The sequence below is a fragment of the Klebsiella sp. GG_Kp146 genome (assembly GCF_040061975.1).
Lineage (GTDB): Bacteria > Pseudomonadota > Gammaproteobacteria > Enterobacterales > Enterobacteriaceae > Klebsiella > Klebsiella quasipneumoniae.
Window position 1 is genome coordinate 137,385 of sequence record NZ_JBEAHA010000002.1, and the last position, 16,168, is coordinate 153,552.

A 16,168-nucleotide genomic window follows, 5' to 3' on the forward strand; every position below is an offset into this window, starting at 1 on the left:
CAACCCACTTCCCACCGAAGTTGTTGATTATTACCGACAGGCAGGTCTTCTGGCTTAGCGTCATCCTTCCCCATCCTTCCCAATCCGCTAAGCAGATCAGTGGCTAAATATGGGTTCGTCAGCATCACAGCAGCGGGGGCTGCGGGGGATTCACACCCCCTTCCCTGGCGCCTGTCGGTTTAGTCCGTCATGATTCGAGCGGGACTGCCCTGCTCTCATGATTTCCGGAATATCTTACGGAAGCTGGATGGCTCCCGTCGTGCTTAATTTTTAAATACCAAAGCTATTTCATTACGCCGATGGCGCGCTGAAAGTCTTTTCGGATATCACTCTATCCCATCAATTAAATAAAAACTGGTGCAGTTTATCGTTCTCTCATTATTATTTTGTTGCGCTATGACAATTTATTGCTGTGAATGAGATATTTTCATTTTAGAATGAGCAGGATACGCGGGTATAACAAAAACTGGCGATAACAAATTATTGTCATTTAAACTGACTCAGTTTGTGATCTGGCGTTAATTTGCTGGCGATAGGCCTGCGGAGTCACCTGATAGGCCTGGCGAAAAACTTTGCAAAAATAACTGGTTTGCGAAAATCCTAAATTCCGCGCAATGCTGGCGATGCTCCAGTCGCTGTGGCAAAGCAGCTCTTTGGCGCTCACCATCCGCTGATGGTTCACCCAGGCATTAAAGCCAATACCCTGATATTTTTTGAACAGCTTACTGAAGTAATAGGGGCTGAGATAAACGTGAGCGGCGACGTCTTCCAGGCGAAGCTCGTCGGATAAATGGGCGTCAATGTAGCGCAGCGCCTTCTTCATTTTGCTGTCATGAGGGCTGGCAACGCGGCTGGCGCGCGCAGGTTCCGGCTGCTGGGGATTATCTTTAATCACCACAAAGTTGAGCTGTTTTTTCAGGCAGTTTTCGACGATGAGCTTCAGTAAATCAGCAGAAGCAATCACTCTGGCGTAGTCCATTTCCGGCACGTCGCGAAACGCTTTAAGCAGCTCAGGGTCGGCCTGCCAGCGGTCATCCACGTTGAGGATATCGACCAGTTCAACATCGTTGCTTAAGCGCACCTGGCCGCAAAGCACAAAGCCCACAAGGTGCCCGGCAATGACCAGAGGAATGGAGAAATCGGTTAACCCGGCGTGGCAGCGGTAGATACAGAGCTGATCGGTTTTAGACGCCTCAAGCCCGCCGCAGCGGTCGCTCATTCGACAGCGGGTGCTGTGCTGGGGATGCTGGCGCATCAGCTGGCAAAAAGGGGTGAAGTTAAACAGTTCAGATATTTCATCACCATGAATATTGACGACCACCACCGCCAGACTGGTGGCCTGCGCAAAATCCTGTGCGATTTTATTAATGAGTTCTGAGTTCAGTGTGCTCGCAGAAATCATGATAAAACCTCTCAGTTAATTTTTTGTTATAAATAAAACATTTCTTTAATATTTACTTCCTTTCATCATCCATTGCCGCCAACGATAAAAGAATAATACGATAGCAAAAGTCTCCCATCCGTGGGAGACGTTTTTGGCGAGTTCGTGATACCGGTTCATGAAAATTTTTGGCTATTTCAGCCGTGACCTTAATCCTCTAATTTACAGGTATTACACGGTAGATTATTACCAATCAGATAACGATAGATGGCCGCGCCGAGACAGGCGCCGATCAGTGGCGCAATAATCGGCACAATAAAGTACGGAATATCCCTTCCGCCGGTCATCGCGATATCGCCCCAACCCGCCATCCACGTAAACAGCTTCGGCCCAAAATCACGCGCCGGATTCATCGCAAAGCCGGTCAGCGGCCCGGTTGAAGCGCCAATGACCGCCACCAGCAGGCCGATCAGCAGCGGAGCCAGCGGCCCTTTCGGTACGCCGTTGCCGTCGTCGGTCAGCGCCATAATCATCCCCATCAGCATGGAGGTGATCACCACTTCAACCAGCGCCGCATGCCAGATGCTCAGCGATGCCGCCGGGTAGGTGCTGAAAATACTCGCCAGCTGCAGGCTCTCTACGCTGCCGCGAGCGATATGGTGGGCGGATTCAAACTCGGTGAACATCGTGCTGTACAGCACATAGGCCAGCACCGCGCCGCCAAAGGCGCCGGCAACCTGTGAAACGATATAGGGGAAAACTTTTCGGCCGGGAAAGCAGGCAAACAGCCATAACGCGACGGTCACCGCCGGGTTGAGATGACCGCCGGAGATCCCCGACGTCAGATACACGGCAAGCGAGATCCCCAACCCCCAGATAATGCATATCTCCCACAGTCCGAGGCTGGCGCCCGCCACCTTTAACGCGCTCAGGCAGCCGATGCCGAAAAACAAAAACAGCCCGGTGCCCAAAAACTCGGCGGTACATTGCGCTTTTAACGAATCATTCATTATGACACCTTCTTAGCAGAGTTCGTGTCCTGACCAGCCAACATCCTGCTGGCAGTAGAGTACAACGCGCACCACTATATGAACTCCCGTCCGCAAATTGTTGGCAACCTGCTGACGGCAGCCTCCGGAAAATTCGGGTATCAATAACAAATTATTGTCATTAAATAACGCAGAATGGCATTGCTCACGCGCGGCTTTCCCCATTATGCCACCGCCATGGCATGCAAAAATATTGCTAAAACCAACTCATCGTTTTCCAACAAACATCACAAATCAGTTTCTCGCGCATAGCAGATAAAATTAAAATCGTCATGAACAAATTTGTAAATATGGAATATACAAAACAAGATAATCACATCAGCGAAAATAAAAACAACAAATAACATCAAATACTTAAATAAATAAACGACAATTTTATCTTATCCAATACCCACTATTTTTTCACCATCACATTGAAGTCAGCCATTCTTTTTCCTCGCATCTTCTTATAGTCCCCACTATCGGAACACTCCATGCGAGGTCTTTATGCAACAAGAAGCACTAGGAATGGTAGAAACCAAAGGCTTAACCGCAGCCATAGAGGCCGCTGATGCAATGGTTAAGTCAGCCAATGTGATGTTAGTGGGCTATGAAAAAATTGGCTCCGGGCTGGTAACCGTCATCGTGCGCGGCGATGTTGGCGCGGTAAAAGCGGCCACCGATGCGGGTGCCGCCGCCGCACGTAACGTGGGTGAAGTGAAAGCCGTACACGTCATCCCACGCCCTCACACCGATGTAGAAAAAATCTTACCGAAGGGAATTAGCCAATGAGCAGCAATGAGCTGGTTGAACAGATCATGGCTCAGGTGATTGCCCGCGTGGCAACGCCGGAACAGCAGGCCATCCCTACTGAAAACCATCCAATACGAGAGACGGCTATGGCAGAAAAAAGCTGCAGTTTAACGGAATTTGTCGGGACCGCCATTGGCGACACCCTGGGTCTGGTTATCGCCAACGTCGATACCGCCCTGCTGGACGCGATGAAGCTTGAAAAGCGCTATCGCTCCATCGGCATTCTCGGCGCCCGTACCGGCGCAGGCCCGCACATTATGGCGGCGGACGAAGCGGTGAAAGCCACCAACACCGAAGTGGTCAGCATTGAGCTGCCGCGCGATACCAAAGGCGGTGCAGGCCACGGTTCGCTGATTATTTTAGGCGGCAACGACGTTTCCGACGTTAAGCGCGGGATTGAAGTGGCGCTGAAAGAGCTCGACCGCACCTTCGGCGATGTTTACGGCAATGAAGCCGGACATATCGAGCTGCAGTACACCGCCCGCGCCAGCTACGCCCTGGAAAAAGCCTTCGGCGCGCCGATTGGCCGCGCTTGCGGCATTATCGTCGGCGCACCGGCCTCCGTGGGCGTGCTGATGGCCGATACCGCCCTGAAGTCAGCCAACGTGGAAGTCGTGGCGTATAGCTCTCCGGCGCACGGCACCAGCTTCAGTAACGAAGCCATCCTGGTGATTTCTGGCGACTCCGGCGCGGTCCGCCAGGCAGTCACCTCCGCGCGCGAAATCGGTAAAACCGTCCTTGCGACCCTCGGTTCTGAACCGAAAAACGATCGCCCGTCCTACATCTGATACCCACGAGGCTGATTCATGAGATCGAAAAGATTTGAAGCACTGGCGAAACGCCCTGTGAATCAGGACGGCTTCGTTAAGGAGTGGATCGAAGAAGGCTTTATCGCGATGGAAAGCCCGAACGATCCGAAACCGTCGATAAAAATCGTTAACGGCGCGGTGACCGAGCTGGACGGAAAACCGGTGAGCGATTTTGACCTGATCGACCACTTTATCGCCCGCTACGGTATCAACCTGAATCGCGCCGAAGAAGTGATGGCGATGGATTCGGTTAAGCTGGCCAACATGCTGTGCGATCCGAACGTTAAACGCAGCGAAATCGTCCCGCTGACCACCGCGATGACGCCGGCAAAAATTGTCGAAGTGGTTTCGCATATGAACGTCGTTGAGATGATGATGGCGATGCAGAAAATGCGCGCCCGCCGCACCCCATCCCAGCAGGCGCACGTCACCAACGTCAAAGATAATCCGGTACAGATTGCCGCCGACGCCGCCGAAGGCGCATGGCGCGGATTTGACGAACAGGAAACCACCGTTGCGGTAGCGCGCTACGCGCCGTTCAACGCCATCGCGCTGCTGGTCGGCTCGCAGGTAGGCCGTCCGGGCGTACTGACTCAGTGCTCGCTGGAAGAAGCCACCGAGCTGAAGCTCGGCATGCTGGGCCACACCTGCTACGCCGAAACCATCTCCGTCTACGGTACCGAACCGGTCTTTACCGACGGCGACGACACGCCGTGGTCGAAGGGTTTCTTAGCCTCCTCCTACGCCTCTCGCGGTCTGAAAATGCGCTTCACCTCCGGCTCCGGCTCCGAAGTGCAGATGGGCTACGCCGAAGGCAAATCCATGCTTTACCTGGAAGCGCGCTGCATCTACATCACCAAAGCCGCGGGCGTACAGGGCCTGCAAAACGGTTCCGTTAGCTGCATCGGTGTGCCGTCTGCGGTGCCTTCCGGCATTCGCGCGGTGCTGGCGGAAAACCTGATCTGTTCGTCGCTGGATCTGGAGTGCGCCTCCAGTAACGACCAGACCTTCACCCACTCCGATATGCGTCGTACCGCGCGCCTGCTGATGCAGTTTCTGCCGGGGACCGACTTTATCTCTTCCGGTTATTCCGCGGTGCCGAACTACGACAACATGTTCGCCGGTTCCAACGAAGATGCCGAAGACTTTGACGACTACAACGTCATCCAGCGCGACCTGAAGGTGGACGGCGGTCTGCGTCCGGTTCGCGAAGAGGACGTCATCGCCATCCGTAACAAAGCCGCCCGCGCGCTGCAGGCCGTGTTTGCCGGAATGGGGCTGCCGCCGATTACCGATGAAGAAGTGGAAGCCGCGACCTACGCCCACGGTTCGAAAGATATGCCGGAGCGCAACATCGTCGAAGACATCAAGTTCGCCCAGGAAATCATCAATAAAAACCGCAACGGCCTGGAAGTAGTGAAAGCGCTGGCGCAGGGCGGCTTCACCGACGTGGCCCAGGACATGCTCAACATCCAGAAAGCCAAGCTGACCGGGGACTACCTGCATACCTCCGCGATTATCGTCGGCGACGGGCAGGTGCTGTCGGCCGTCAACGACGTCAACGACTATGCCGGTCCGGCAACGGGCTATCGCCTGCAGGGCGAACGCTGGGAAGAGATTAAAAACATCCCTGGCGCTCTTGATCCCAACGAGATTGATTAAGGGGTGAGAAATGGAAATTAATGAAAAATTGCTGCGCCAGATAATTGAAGAAGTGCTCAACGAGATGAAGGGCAGCGATAAGCCCGTCTCGTTTACTGCGCCAGCGGCCTCCGCGGCGCCCCGGGCCACGCCGCCCGCCGGCGACGGCTTCCTGACGGAAGTGGGCGAAGCGCGTCAGGGAACCCAGCAGGACGAAGTGATTATCGCCGTCGGCCCGGCTTTCGGCCTGGCGCAGACCGTCAATATCGTCGGCATACCGCATAAGAACATTTTGCGCGAAGTCATTGCCGGTATTGAAGAAGAAGGCATTAAGGCGCGCGTGATTCGCTGCTTTAAATCCTCCGACGTGGCCTTCGTCGCCGTTGAAGGCAATCGCCTGAGCGGTTCCGGCATCTCTATCGGCATCCAGTCAAAAGGCACCACGGTGATTCACCAGCAGGGGCTGCCGCCGCTCTCTAACCTGGAGCTGTTCCCCCAGGCGCCGCTGCTGACCCTGGAAACCTATCGCCAGATTGGTAAAAACGCCGCCCGCTATGCGAAACGCGAATCGCCGCAGCCGGTCCCGACGCTGAACGACCAGATGGCGCGGCCAAAATACCAGGCGAAATCGGCCATTTTGCACATTAAAGAGACCAAGTACGTGGTGACGGGCAAAAACCCGCAGGAACTGCGCGTGGCGCTTTGATAAAGGATAACTCCATGAATACCGACGCAATTGAATCGATGGTGCGCGACGTATTAAGCCGCATGAACAGCCTGCAGGGCGAGGCGCCGACGGCGGCTCCGGCGGCAGACGGCACGTCCCGTAGCGCAAAGGTCAGCGACTACCCGCTGGCGAACAAACACCCGGAATGGGTGAAAACCGCCACCAATAAAACGCTGGACGACTTTACGCTGGAAAACGTGCTGAGCAACAAAGTTACCGCCCAGGATATGCGTATTACCCCGGAAACGCTGCGCTTACAGGCTTCTATCGCCAGGGACGCGGGCCGCGACCGGCTGGCGATGAACTTCGAACGCGCCGCCGAACTGACCGCGGTACCGGACGATCGCATTCTTGAAATCTACAACGCCCTCCGCCCCTATCGCTCGACGAAAGAGGAGCTGCTGGCGATCGCCGACGATCTCGAAAGCCGCTATCAGGCGAAGATTTGCGCCGCTTTCGTTCGCGAAGCGGCAACGCTGTACGTCGAGCGTAAAAAACTCAAAGGCGACGATTAATTACAGGGGTATGTGATGCGATATATAGCTGGCATTGATATCGGCAACTCATCGACGGAAGTCGCCCTGGCGACTCTGAATGAGGCTGGCACGCTGACAATCACCCACAGCGCGCTGGCGGAAACCACCGGGATCAAAGGCACGTTGCGTAACGTGTTCGGTATTCAGGAGGCGCTCGCCCTCGTCGCCAGAGGCGCCGGGATCGCTGTCAGCGATATTTCGCTCATCCGCATTAATGAAGCTACGCCGGTGATTGGCGATGTGGCGATGGAAACCATTACCGAGACCATCATCACCGAATCGACCATGATCGGCCATAACCCGAAAACGCCCGGCGGCGCGGGGCTTGGCGTGGGCATCACCATTACGCCGCAGGAGCTGTTAACCCGCCCGGCGGACGCGCCCTATATCCTGGTGGTGTCGTCGGCGTTCGATTTTGCCGATATCGCCAGCGTGATTAACGCTTCACTGCGCGCCGGATATCAGATTACCGGCGTCATTTTGCAACGTGACGATGGCGTACTGGTCAGCAACCGGCTGGAAAAACCGCTGCCGATTGTTGATGAAGTGCTGTACATCGACCGCATTCCGCTGGGAATGCTGGCGGCAATTGAGGTCGCCGTCCCGGGGAAGGTCATCGAAACGCTCTCTAACCCGTACGGCATCGCCACCGTATTCAACCTCAACGCCGAGGAGACGAAAAACATCGTCCCGATGGCTCGCGCGCTGATTGGCAACCGTTCCGCCGTGGTGGTCAAAACGCCATCCGGTGACGTCAAAGCGCGCGCGATACCCGCCGGTAACCTTGAGCTGCTGGCCCAGGGCCGGAGCGTACGCGTAGACGTTGCCGCTGGCGCCGAAGCCATCATGAAAGCGGTCGACGGCTGCGGCAAGCTCGATAACGTCACCGGCGAGTCGGGGACCAATATCGGCGGCATGCTGGAACACGTGCGCCAGACCATGGCCGAGTTGACCAACAAGCCCAGCAGCGAAATATTCATTCAGGACCTGCTGGCCGTCGATACCTCGGTGCCGGTGAGCGTCACCGGCGGTCTTGCCGGGGAGTTCTCGCTGGAGCAGGCCGTGGGCATCGCCTCAATGGTGAAATCGGATCGTTTGCAGATGGCGATGATTGCCCGCGAAATCGAGCAGAAGCTCAATATCGACGTGCAGATCGGCGGCGCCGAGGCCGAAGCCGCCATTCTGGGCGCGCTGACCACGCCGGGTACCACCCGACCGCTGGCGATCCTCGACCTCGGCGCAGGCTCCACCGATGCCTCCATCATCAACCCCAAAGGCGAAATCATCGCCACTCACCTCGCCGGAGCTGGCGATATGGTGACGATGATTATTGCCCGCGAGCTGGGGCTGGAAGACCGCTATCTGGCGGAAGAGATCAAGAAGTATCCGCTGGCCAAGGTGGAAAGTCTGTTCCATTTACGCCACGAGGACGGCAGCGTGCAGTTCTTCTCCACGCCGCTGCCCCCCGCCGTATTCGCCCGCGTCTGCGTGGTGAAACCGGACGAACTGGTGCCGCTACCCGGCGACTTAGCGCTGGAAAAAGTACGCGCCATTCGCCGCAGCGCCAAAGAGCGGGTCTTTGTCACCAACGCCCTGCGCGCACTGCGTCAGGTCAGCCCCACCGGCAACATTCGCGATATTCCGTTCGTGGTGCTGGTCGGCGGTTCGTCGCTGGATTTCGAGGTCCCGCAGCTGGTCACAGATGCGCTGGCGCACTACCGCCTGGTTGCCGGGCGGGGAAATATTCGCGGCAGCGAGGGCCCCAGAAACGCGGTGGCCACCGGCCTGATTCTCTCCTGGCATAAGGAGTTCGCGCATGGACAGTAATCACAGCGCTCCGGCTATTGTGATCGCCGCCATCGACGGCTGCGACGGCCTGTGGCGCGAAGTGCTGCTGGGTATCGAAGAGGAAGGCATTCCTTTCCTGCTCCAGCATCACCCGGCCGGGGATGTCGTGGACAGCGCCTGGCAGGCGGCGCGCAGCTCGCCGCTACTGGTGGGCATCGCCTGCGATCGCCATACGCTGGTCGTGCACTACAAGAATTTACCCGCATCGGCGCCGCTTTTTACGCTGATGCATCATCAGGACAGTCAGGCCCAACGTAACACCGGTAATAACGCGGCACGGCTGGTCAAAGGGATCCCGTTCCGGGATCTGAATAGCTAAGCAACAGGAGAACAGCAGTATGAATAACGCACTGGGACTGGTTGAAACAAAAGGGTTAGTAGGCGCCATTGAGGCCGCCGATGCAATGGTGAAATCGGCCAACGTGCAGCTGGTCGGCTACGAAAAAATTGGCTCGGGTCTGGTGACCGTCATGGTTCGCGGCGATGTCGGCGCGGTCAAAGCGGCGGTAGATGCGGGCAGCGCGGCGGCAAGCGTCGTAGGCGAAGTGAAATCCTGCCACGTGATCCCGCGTCCGCACAGCGACGTTGAAGCCATTTTACCGAAATCAGCCTGATTGATGGCGAATAAGGAGCACCGCGTGAAGCAATCACTGGGATTACTTGAAGTTTGTGGTCTGGCACTGGCTATTAGCTGCGCCGATATCATGGCGAAATCCGCTTCTATCACGCTGGTCGCCCTCGAAAAGACCAATGGTTCAGGCTGGACGGTCATTAAAATTACCGGTGATGTGGCCTCAGTACAGGCGGCCATCACCACCGGTGCACTGTTTGCCGAACAGCGAAACGGTCTGGTGGCTCATAAAGTCATCGCCAGACCCGGAGAAGGGATCCTGCCCGCAGAGGCTCCCCCACCCTCCGTCATGGAACCTGAGCCTGAAGAGTCAGAGACGGCTAATGTCGTTTCTGAAGCACCAGCAGAAGAGCCCCTCCAGCAACAAGGCGTGGTCAGCTGCAACCTGTGCCTCGATCCCAAATGTCCGCGCCAGAAGGGCGAGCCGCGCACCCTTTGCATTCATCCCGGCAAGCGAGGTGAAGCGTAATGGATAAACAGCTTCTCGAATCAACGGTCAGTAAAGTCCTCGACGAGATGCGTCTGCGGCCCATTCCGCTGGGGGTTTCAAATCGTCATATCCACCTGTCGGCGTCGGATTATGAACGCCTGTTTCCTGGCCATCCCATCAGCGAGAAAAAAGCGCTGCTGCAGCCGGGACAGTACGCTGCGGAGCAAACCGTCACCCTGGTAGGGCCGAAGGGGCAGCTTAAAAATGTGCGCCTGCTCGGCCCACTGCGTTCGGTAAGCCAGGTGGAAATATCGCGTACCGATGCCAGAACCCTGGGGGTTGCGGCGCCGCTGAGAATGTCCGGCGATCTGAAAGGGACGCCGGGCATCCGTCTGGTCAGCCCCTATGGCGAACTGACGCTGTCGTCAGGGGTTATCGTCGCGCAGCGGCATATTCATATGTCGCCGCTCGATGCGCTGATCCTGCGGGTTTCCCACGGCGATAGGGTCTCCGTGGCCATTGAAGGCGACGCGCGCGGGCTGATTTTCAACAACGTGGCGATTCGCGTTTCACCGGATATGCGTCTCGAAATGCACATTGATACCGATGAAGCCAACGCCGCCGGCGCCGATAATCCGCAGGCCTTTGCCCGGCTGGTAGGCCCGCGATGAACGGCGAAGTTCTGCAGCGCATCGTGGAGGAAATCGTCTGCAGGCTGCAGCGTCGCGCCCACAGCACGGCGACGCTGAGCGTTGCGCAGCTGCGCGATGCCGACTGCCCCGGGCTGTTCAGCCAGCACGCCTCGCTGCGCATCCTGCTTGTCGACCTGCCGCTGCTGGGCCAGCTGACGGAGGCGGAAACCAACGATCCTGCGGCCCGGAAAATTCACGACGCGCTGGCTTTCGGCATCCGCGTGCAGCTCACCCTGCACAGCCAGCTGCTGCCGGTTATCCCGGTCAAAAAACTGGCGCGCCTGCCGGCGATCTTCACCGACGAGCGCGGGCTGCCGCTGATCCTGCACGCAGGATCGGTGCTGAGCTATCGCGACGTCGCGCAGCTGGGCCAGGGTCGCCTGGTTATCCACCGCAAATGCATCGTGACCGCGCTGGCGCGCGAAGCGGCACAGGCGCGGCATATTCAATTAATTAAGCAGGAGTAAATCATGCATCTGGCACGAGTCACGGGCGCGGTTGTCTCCACGCAAAAATCGCCTTCCCTGATCGGCAAAAAGCTGCTGCTGGTGCGGCGGGTCAGCGCCGATGGCGAGCTTCCCGCCTCGCCGACCTCCGGCGATGAAGTCGCCGTGGATTCCGTCGGCGCGGGGATCGGCGAGCTGGTTCTGCTCAGCGGCGGCTCCAGCGCCAGGCACGTTTTTTCCGGGCCAAACGAGGCCATCGACCTCGCCGTTGTAGGCATTGTCGATACGCTTTCACGTTAAGGAGCGAATATGGCGATTTATACCCGAACGGGCGACGCTGGCACCACCTCACTCTTTACCGGCCAGCGGGTGAGTAAAACCCACCCGCGGGTTGAAGCATACGGCACGCTGGATGAGCTGAACGCCGCGCTGAGCCTGTGCGCCTGCGCCGCCGCGGATGAAAATCACCGCGCCTTACTTGAGGCCATCCAGCAGCAGCTTTTTTGGTTTAGCGCAGAACTGGCCAGCGACAGCGAACGGCCGTCGCCGAAACAGCGCTACATCAGCAGCGAAGAGATTTCCGCTCTGGAAGCCGCCATCGATCGGGCCATGGCCCGCGTCGAACCGCTGCACAGCTTTATTTTACCCGGCCGCTGCGAAGCCGCGAGCCGCCTGCATTTTGCCCGCACGCTGGCCCGCCGGGCCGAACGGCGACTGGTTGAGCTGGCGGCGGAAGTCAACGTGCGCCAGGTGCTGATGCGCTACATCAATCGCTTGTCAGACTGCCTGTACGCCCTGGCGCGCGCGGAAGATAGCGATGCGCACCAGAACAACATCATTCGTGAAGTGAGCCGGCGCTATCTGGCCGCCACTCTACCGAGCCGCAGCAAGGAGAAGACGCCCCTGGACCTTTCATTCCACGATCTGCACCAGCTCACCCGCGCCGCCGTTGAGCGCGCGCAGCAGCTTCAGGTGCCGGTGGTGATCAGCATCGTTGACGCACACGGCACCGAAACCGTGACCTGGCGGATGCCGGACGCCCTGCTGGTCAGCAGCGAACTGGCGCCGAAAAAAGCCTGGACCGCGGTGGCGATGAAAACGGCAACCCATGAGCTGAGCGAGGCCGTTCAGCCGGGCGCCGCGCTTTATGGCCTCGAAACGCATTTGCAGGGAAAAGTGGTTACCTTTGGCGGCGGTTACGCCCTGTGGCGCGACGGCTCATTAATTGGGGGTCTTGGCATCAGCGGCGGCAGCGTTGAACAGGACATGGATATAGCACAGACCGCCATCGCGGCCATTAACGTGGGAACTCATCAATGAATACTTCTGAACTCGAAACGCTTATTCGCACCATTCTTAGCGAACAGTTAACCCCAGCCCAAACGCCAAACCCGGCGCAGGGCAAAGGGATTTTTCAGTCCGTGAGCGAGGCCATTGATGCCGCGCATCAGGCGTTCTTACGTTATCAGCAGTGCCCGCTAAAAACCCGCAGCGCCATCATTAGCGCAATGCGTCAGGAGCTGACGCCGCATCTGGCCGCCCTGGCGGAAGAGAGCGCCAATGAAACGGGGATGGGCAACAAAGAAGATAAATTTTTGAAAAACAAAGCTGCGCTGGACAACACGCCGGGCGTGGAAGATCTCACCACCACGGCACTGACCGGCGACGGCGGCATGGTGCTGTTTGAGTATTCGCCATTTGGCGTTATCGGGTCGGTCGCACCGAGCACCAACCCGACGGAAACCATCATTAATAACAGCATCAGCATGCTGGCGGCGGGCAATAGCGTCTACTTCAGCCCGCATCCGGGAGCAAAAAAGGTCTCACTGAAGCTGATTAGCATGATTGAAGAGATTGTTTTCCGCTGCTGCGGCATCCGCAATCTGGTGGTTACCGTAGCAGAACCCACTTTCGAAGCCACCCAGCAGATGATGGCCCATCCGCGCATTGCGGTTCTGGCCATTACCGGCGGCCCGGGTATTGTGGCGATGGGCATGAAGAGCGGTAAGAAAGTCATTGGCGCTGGCGCGGGTAACCCGCCCTGCATCGTTGATGAAACGGCGGATCTGGTTAAAGCGGCGGAAGATATCATCAACGGCGCCTCGTTCGATTACAACCTGCCCTGCATTGCCGAGAAGAGCCTGATTGTGGTGGAGAGCGTCGCCGAACGTCTGGTGCAGCAAATGCAAACCTTCGGCGCGCTGCTGCTGAGCCCTGCCGACACTGACAAACTCCGGGCCGCCTGCCTGCCTGAAGGCCAGGCGAATAAAAAACTGGTCGGCAAAAGCCCATCAGCCATGCTGGAAGCGGCCGGGATCGCCGTTCCGTCGAAAGCGCCGCGTCTACTGATAGCGCTGGTTAACGCCGACGATCCGTGGGTTACCAGCGAGCAGCTGATGCCGATGCTGCCGATAGTGAAAGTTAGCGATTTCGATAGCGCGCTGGCCCTGGCGCTGAAGGTTGAAGAGGGACTGCATCATACCGCCATTATGCACTCGCAGAACGTGTCGCGCCTGAACCTCGCGGCCCGCACCCTGCAAACCTCGATATTCGTCAAGAACGGCCCCTCTTATGCCGGGATCGGCGTCGGCGGCGAAGGCTTTACCACCTTTACTATCGCCACGCCGACCGGTGAAGGGACAACCTCGGCGCGCACGTTTGCCCGCTCCCGTCGCTGCGTGCTGACCAACGGCTTTTCCATTCGCTAACCGAGGTCGCGATGAAGACTTTCTCACTACAAACGCGGTTGTACAGCGGTCAGGGTAGCCTGGCGGTGCTCAAACGCTTTACCAACAAGCACATCTGGATTATCTGCGATGGCTTTCTTGCGCGCTCGCCGCTGCTGGAAACCCTGCGTCAGGCGTTGCCCGCAGATAACCGCATTAGCGTCTTTAGCGAGATAACCCCGGACCCCACTATCCACACCGTGGTACAGGGCATTGCGCAAATGCAGGCCCTACAGCCGCAGGTGGTCATCGGCTTCGGCGGCGGATCGGCGATGGACGCGGCGAAAGCCATCGTCTGGTTTAGCCAGCAGAGCGGCATCAATATCGAAACCTGCGTGGCGATACCAACCACCAGCGGCACCGGTTCGGAAGTGACCAGCGCCTGTGTAATTAGCGATCCGGATAAAGGCATCAAGTACCCGCTGTTCAACAATGCGCTCTATCCCGATATGGCGATCCTTGACCCGGAGCTGGTGGTCAGCGTGCCGCCGCAGATTACGGCCAACACCGGCATGGACGTGCTGACCCACGCGCTGGAGGTGTGGGTCTCTCCGCACGCCAGCGACTTTACCGACGCGCTGGCGGAAAAAGCCGCCAAACTGGTGTTCCAGTATCTGCCCACGGCGGTGGAAAAAGGCGACTGCGTGGCGACGCGCGGGAAAATGCACAATGCCTCAACGCTTGCCGGGATGGCGTTCAGCCAGGCGGGGCTGGGGCTTAACCATGCTATCGCCCACCAGCTTGGCGGGCAGTTTCATCTCCCGCACGGACTGGCCAACGCGCTGCTGTTAACCGCGGTTATCCGCTTTAACGCCGGTCATCCGCGCGCCGGAAAACGCTACGCGCGGCTGGCCAAAGCCTGCGGCTTTTGTCCGGCAGACGCCAGCGATAGTACGGCGATCAATGCGCTGATCCAGCAAATCGAACGGCTCAAGCAGCGCTGTGCGCTGCCGTCACTGGCGGTCGCGCTGAAAGAGGGACGTGCCGAGTACTCAGCGCGCATTCCGGCCATGGTGCAGGCCGCACTGGCTGACGTGACCTTGCGTACGAATCCTCGCCCGGCCAGCGCCGGGGAAATTCAGGAACTGCTGGAGGAACTGCTATGAGTACCGCCGTCAACGCTGTTGAAATGGCCAGAAGCGCCGAGGAGATCCGCGAGCGCGTGCGCGCTGCGGGCGTAGTCGGCGCGGGTGGAGCGGGTTTTCCCGCCCACGTGAAGCTGCAGGCGCAGGTGGAGATCTTTCTGGTTAACGCCGCCGAGTGCGAACCGATGCTCAAGGTCGACCAGCAGCTAATGTGGCAGCAGGCTGCACGTCTGGTCCGCGGCGTGCAGTACGCGATGACGGCAACCGGCGCGCGCGAAGGGGTGATTGCCCTGAAAGAGAAGTACCGCCGGGCTATCGACGCCCTCACCCCGCTGCTGCCTGCCGGTATTCGCCTGCATATTCTGCCGGATGTCTATCCCGCAGGCGATGAGGTGCTGACTATCTGGTTAGCTACCGGTCGACGGGTCGCACCCGCCGCGCTGCCAGCCAGCGTTGGGGTCGTGGTGAATAACGTACAAACGGTGCTCAATATTGCCCGTGCGGTTGAGCAGCAGTTTCCGGTGACCCGCCGCACGCTAACCGTTAACGGCGCGGTCGCCCGACCGCTGACCGTCACCGTCCCCATCGGCATGTCGCTGCGCGAAGTGCTGGCGCTGGCGGGCGGCGCGACGGTCGACGACCCCGGTTTTATTAACGGTGGCCCGATGATGGGCGGCCTGATGACTTCTCTCGATAGCCCGGTGACCAAAACTACCGGCGGCCTGCTGGTGCTGCCCAAAAGCCATCCGCTTATCCAGCGGCGGATGCAGGACGAGCGCACGGTGCTTTCCGTGGCCCGTACCGTCTGCGAACAGTGTCGCCTGTGTACCGATCTCTGCCCACGGCATCTGATCGGCCACGAACTCTCCCCGCACCTGCTGGTGCGGGCGGTGAACTTTCATCAGGCCGCCACGCCCCAGCTGCTGCTGAGCGCCCTCACCTGTTCGGAATGCAACGTCTGCGAAAGCGTGGCCTGCCCGGTAGGGATCTCGCCGATGCGCATCAACCGCATGCTGAAACGCGAGCTGCGCGCGCAAAACCAGCGCTATGAAGGGCCGCTCTATCCGGCCGACGAAATGGCGAAATATCGCCTCGTGCCGGTGAAGCGACTGATCGCCAAACTGGGGCTGAGCCCCTGGTATCAGGAGGCGCCGCTGGTGGAAGACGAACCAGCAGTAGAAACCGTGACGTTGCAGTTGCGCCAGCATATCGGCGCCAGCGCGGTAGCGAACGTTGCAGTGGGAGAACGCGTTACCCGGGGGCAATGCGTTGCCGATATCCCGGCAGGCACATTAGGCGCGCCGATTCACGCCAGCATCAACGGCGTGGTCGCGGCCATCAGCGAACAGGCCATCACGGTGGTAAGAGGTTAACC

18 protein-coding genes and 1 riboswitch are annotated in these 16,168 nt (G+C 58.4%); of the genes, 16 read left to right on the plus strand and 2 right to left on the minus strand.

What is annotated here, in order from left to right; genetic code table 11:
* Positions 1–21: 21 nt before the first annotated feature.
* Positions 22–190: riboswitch (cobalamin riboswitch) on the minus strand.
* Positions 191–490: 300 nt separating this feature from the next.
* Both pocR and pduF read right to left on the minus strand, forming a co-directional pair.
* Positions 491–1,402: a regulatory protein PocR gene (gene pocR / locus ABLU95_RS02970; RefSeq protein ID WP_023290877.1), complete on the minus strand. Its 912-nt coding sequence runs from the start codon at positions 1,400–1,402 to the stop codon at positions 491–493.
* A 188-nt stretch (positions 1,403–1,590) separates the two neighbouring features.
* Positions 1,591–2,391 carry a propanediol diffusion facilitator PduF gene (gene pduF, locus ABLU95_RS02975; RefSeq protein ID WP_004105118.1) on the minus strand — a complete coding sequence of 267 codons (801 nt, stop codon included), beginning with the start codon at positions 2,389–2,391 and terminating at the stop codon, positions 1,591–1,593.
* A 525-nt stretch (positions 2,392–2,916) separates the two neighbouring features.
* Here pduF and pduA point away from each other — a divergent pair.
* The 16 genes from pduA to pduS are packed head-to-tail and all read left to right on the plus strand — an operon-like array spanning position 2,917 to position 16,166.
* Positions 2,917–3,201 (plus strand): propanediol utilization microcompartment protein PduA, encoded by a 285-nt coding sequence (gene pduA / locus ABLU95_RS02980; RefSeq protein ID WP_001183618.1) that lies wholly within the window; start codon positions 2,917–2,919, stop codon positions 3,199–3,201.
* Positions 3,198–4,010, plus strand: coding sequence for a propanediol utilization microcompartment protein PduB (pduB, locus tag ABLU95_RS02985; protein WP_004105122.1), 813 nt, complete (start codon positions 3,198–3,200; stop codon positions 4,008–4,010). The genes pduA and pduB overlap by 4 nt, the downstream gene beginning before the upstream one ends.
* Positions 4,011–4,028: 18 nt before the next feature.
* Entirely contained in the window at positions 4,029–5,693 is a 1,665-nt protein-coding gene (gene pduC / locus ABLU95_RS02990) for a propanediol dehydratase large subunit PduC (protein WP_004105132.1), read from the plus strand.
* A gap of 10 nt (positions 5,694–5,703) precedes the next feature.
* A complete protein-coding gene (gene pduD / locus ABLU95_RS02995) occupies positions 5,704–6,378 on the plus strand; it encodes a propanediol dehydratase medium subunit PduD (RefSeq protein ID WP_101992526.1) in 675 nt (224 codons plus the stop codon).
* 14 nt (positions 6,379–6,392) lie between these two features.
* A complete protein-coding gene (pduE, locus tag ABLU95_RS03000; RefSeq protein ID WP_004115017.1) occupies positions 6,393–6,914 on the plus strand; it encodes a propanediol dehydratase small subunit PduE in 522 nt (173 codons plus the stop codon).
* 15 nt (positions 6,915–6,929) lie between these two features.
* Entirely contained in the window at positions 6,930–8,762 is a 1,833-nt protein-coding gene (pduG, locus tag ABLU95_RS03005) for a propanediol dehydratase reactivase alpha subunit PduG (RefSeq protein ID WP_004105140.1), read from the plus strand.
* Positions 8,752–9,102 carry a propanediol dehydratase reactivase beta subunit PduH gene (gene pduH, locus ABLU95_RS03010; RefSeq protein WP_004105142.1) on the plus strand — a complete coding sequence of 117 codons (351 nt, stop codon included), beginning with the start codon at positions 8,752–8,754 and terminating at the stop codon, positions 9,100–9,102. Before pduG ends, pduH begins: the two co-directional genes overlap by 11 nt.
* Before the next feature lie 19 nt (positions 9,103–9,121).
* A complete protein-coding gene (pduJ, locus tag ABLU95_RS03015) occupies positions 9,122–9,397 on the plus strand; it encodes a propanediol utilization microcompartment protein PduJ (protein WP_001057755.1) in 276 nt (91 codons plus the stop codon).
* Between the two features lie 3 nt (positions 9,398–9,400).
* Complete coding sequence (locus ABLU95_RS03020; RefSeq protein ID WP_087775372.1) at positions 9,401–9,883, plus strand: BMC domain-containing protein; 483 nt, start codon at positions 9,401–9,403, stop codon at positions 9,881–9,883.
* Positions 9,883–10,515, plus strand: a complete 633-nt coding sequence (locus ABLU95_RS03025; RefSeq protein WP_023290881.1) for a phosphate propanoyltransferase — start codon at positions 9,883–9,885, stop codon at positions 10,513–10,515. Before ABLU95_RS03020 ends, ABLU95_RS03025 begins: the two co-directional genes overlap by 1 nt.
* Entirely contained in the window at positions 10,512–11,003 is a 492-nt protein-coding gene (pduM, locus tag ABLU95_RS03030; RefSeq protein WP_241516378.1) for a microcompartment protein PduM, read from the plus strand. Before ABLU95_RS03025 ends, pduM begins: the two co-directional genes overlap by 4 nt.
* A 3-nt stretch (positions 11,004–11,006) precedes the next feature.
* A complete protein-coding gene (gene pduN / locus ABLU95_RS03035; protein WP_000549823.1) occupies positions 11,007–11,282 on the plus strand; it encodes a propanediol utilization microcompartment protein PduN in 276 nt (91 codons plus the stop codon).
* A gap of 9 nt (positions 11,283–11,291) precedes the next feature.
* The gene (gene pduO, locus ABLU95_RS03040; protein ID WP_004115028.1) at positions 11,292–12,302 is read left to right on the plus strand and encodes a two-domain cob(I)yrinic acid a,c-diamide adenosyltransferase PduO; all 1,011 of its coding nucleotides are present in this window, start codon (positions 11,292–11,294) and stop codon (positions 12,300–12,302) included.
* Complete coding sequence (pduP, locus tag ABLU95_RS03045) at positions 12,299–13,690, plus strand: CoA-acylating propionaldehyde dehydrogenase PduP (protein WP_024274645.1); 1,392 nt, start codon at positions 12,299–12,301, stop codon at positions 13,688–13,690. Before pduO ends, pduP begins: the two co-directional genes overlap by 4 nt.
* A gap of 11 nt (positions 13,691–13,701) precedes the next feature.
* A complete protein-coding gene (gene pduQ / locus ABLU95_RS03050) occupies positions 13,702–14,814 on the plus strand; it encodes a 1-propanol dehydrogenase PduQ (RefSeq protein ID WP_241516377.1) in 1,113 nt (370 codons plus the stop codon).
* Entirely contained in the window at positions 14,811–16,166 is a 1,356-nt protein-coding gene (gene pduS, locus ABLU95_RS03055) for a cobalamin reductase PduS (protein ID WP_241516376.1), read from the plus strand. The genes pduQ and pduS overlap by 4 nt, the downstream gene beginning before the upstream one ends.
* Positions 16,167–16,168: the final 2 nt, after the last annotated feature.

Coding starts and splice junctions, on each gene's coding strand:
- pocR (WP_023290877.1), bottom strand. CDS start 1,402: ATGATTTCTGCGAGCACACTGAACTCAGAACTCATTAATAAAATCGCA.
- pduF (WP_004105118.1), bottom strand. CDS start 2,391: ATGAATGATTCGTTAAAAGCGCAATGTACCGCCGAGTTTTTGGGCACC.
- pduA (WP_001183618.1), top strand. CDS start 2,917: ATGCAACAAGAAGCACTAGGAATGGTAGAAACCAAAGGCTTAACCGCA.
- pduB (WP_004105122.1), top strand. CDS start 3,198: ATGAGCAGCAATGAGCTGGTTGAACAGATCATGGCTCAGGTGATTGCC.
- pduC (WP_004105132.1), top strand. CDS start 4,029: ATGAGATCGAAAAGATTTGAAGCACTGGCGAAACGCCCTGTGAATCAG.
- pduD (WP_101992526.1), top strand. CDS start 5,704: ATGGAAATTAATGAAAAATTGCTGCGCCAGATAATTGAAGAAGTGCTC.
- pduE (WP_004115017.1), top strand. CDS start 6,393: ATGAATACCGACGCAATTGAATCGATGGTGCGCGACGTATTAAGCCGC.
- pduG (WP_004105140.1), top strand. CDS start 6,930: ATGCGATATATAGCTGGCATTGATATCGGCAACTCATCGACGGAAGTC.
- pduH (WP_004105142.1), top strand. CDS start 8,752: ATGGACAGTAATCACAGCGCTCCGGCTATTGTGATCGCCGCCATCGAC.
- pduJ (WP_001057755.1), top strand. CDS start 9,122: ATGAATAACGCACTGGGACTGGTTGAAACAAAAGGGTTAGTAGGCGCC.
- ABLU95_RS03020 (WP_087775372.1), top strand. CDS start 9,401: ATGGCGAATAAGGAGCACCGCGTGAAGCAATCACTGGGATTACTTGAA.
- ABLU95_RS03025 (WP_023290881.1), top strand. CDS start 9,883: ATGGATAAACAGCTTCTCGAATCAACGGTCAGTAAAGTCCTCGACGAG.
- pduM (WP_241516378.1), top strand. CDS start 10,512: ATGAACGGCGAAGTTCTGCAGCGCATCGTGGAGGAAATCGTCTGCAGG.
- pduN (WP_000549823.1), top strand. CDS start 11,007: ATGCATCTGGCACGAGTCACGGGCGCGGTTGTCTCCACGCAAAAATCG.
- pduO (WP_004115028.1), top strand. CDS start 11,292: ATGGCGATTTATACCCGAACGGGCGACGCTGGCACCACCTCACTCTTT.
- pduP (WP_024274645.1), top strand. CDS start 12,299: ATGAATACTTCTGAACTCGAAACGCTTATTCGCACCATTCTTAGCGAA.
- pduQ (WP_241516377.1), top strand. CDS start 13,702: ATGAAGACTTTCTCACTACAAACGCGGTTGTACAGCGGTCAGGGTAGC.
- pduS (WP_241516376.1), top strand. CDS start 14,811: ATGAGTACCGCCGTCAACGCTGTTGAAATGGCCAGAAGCGCCGAGGAG.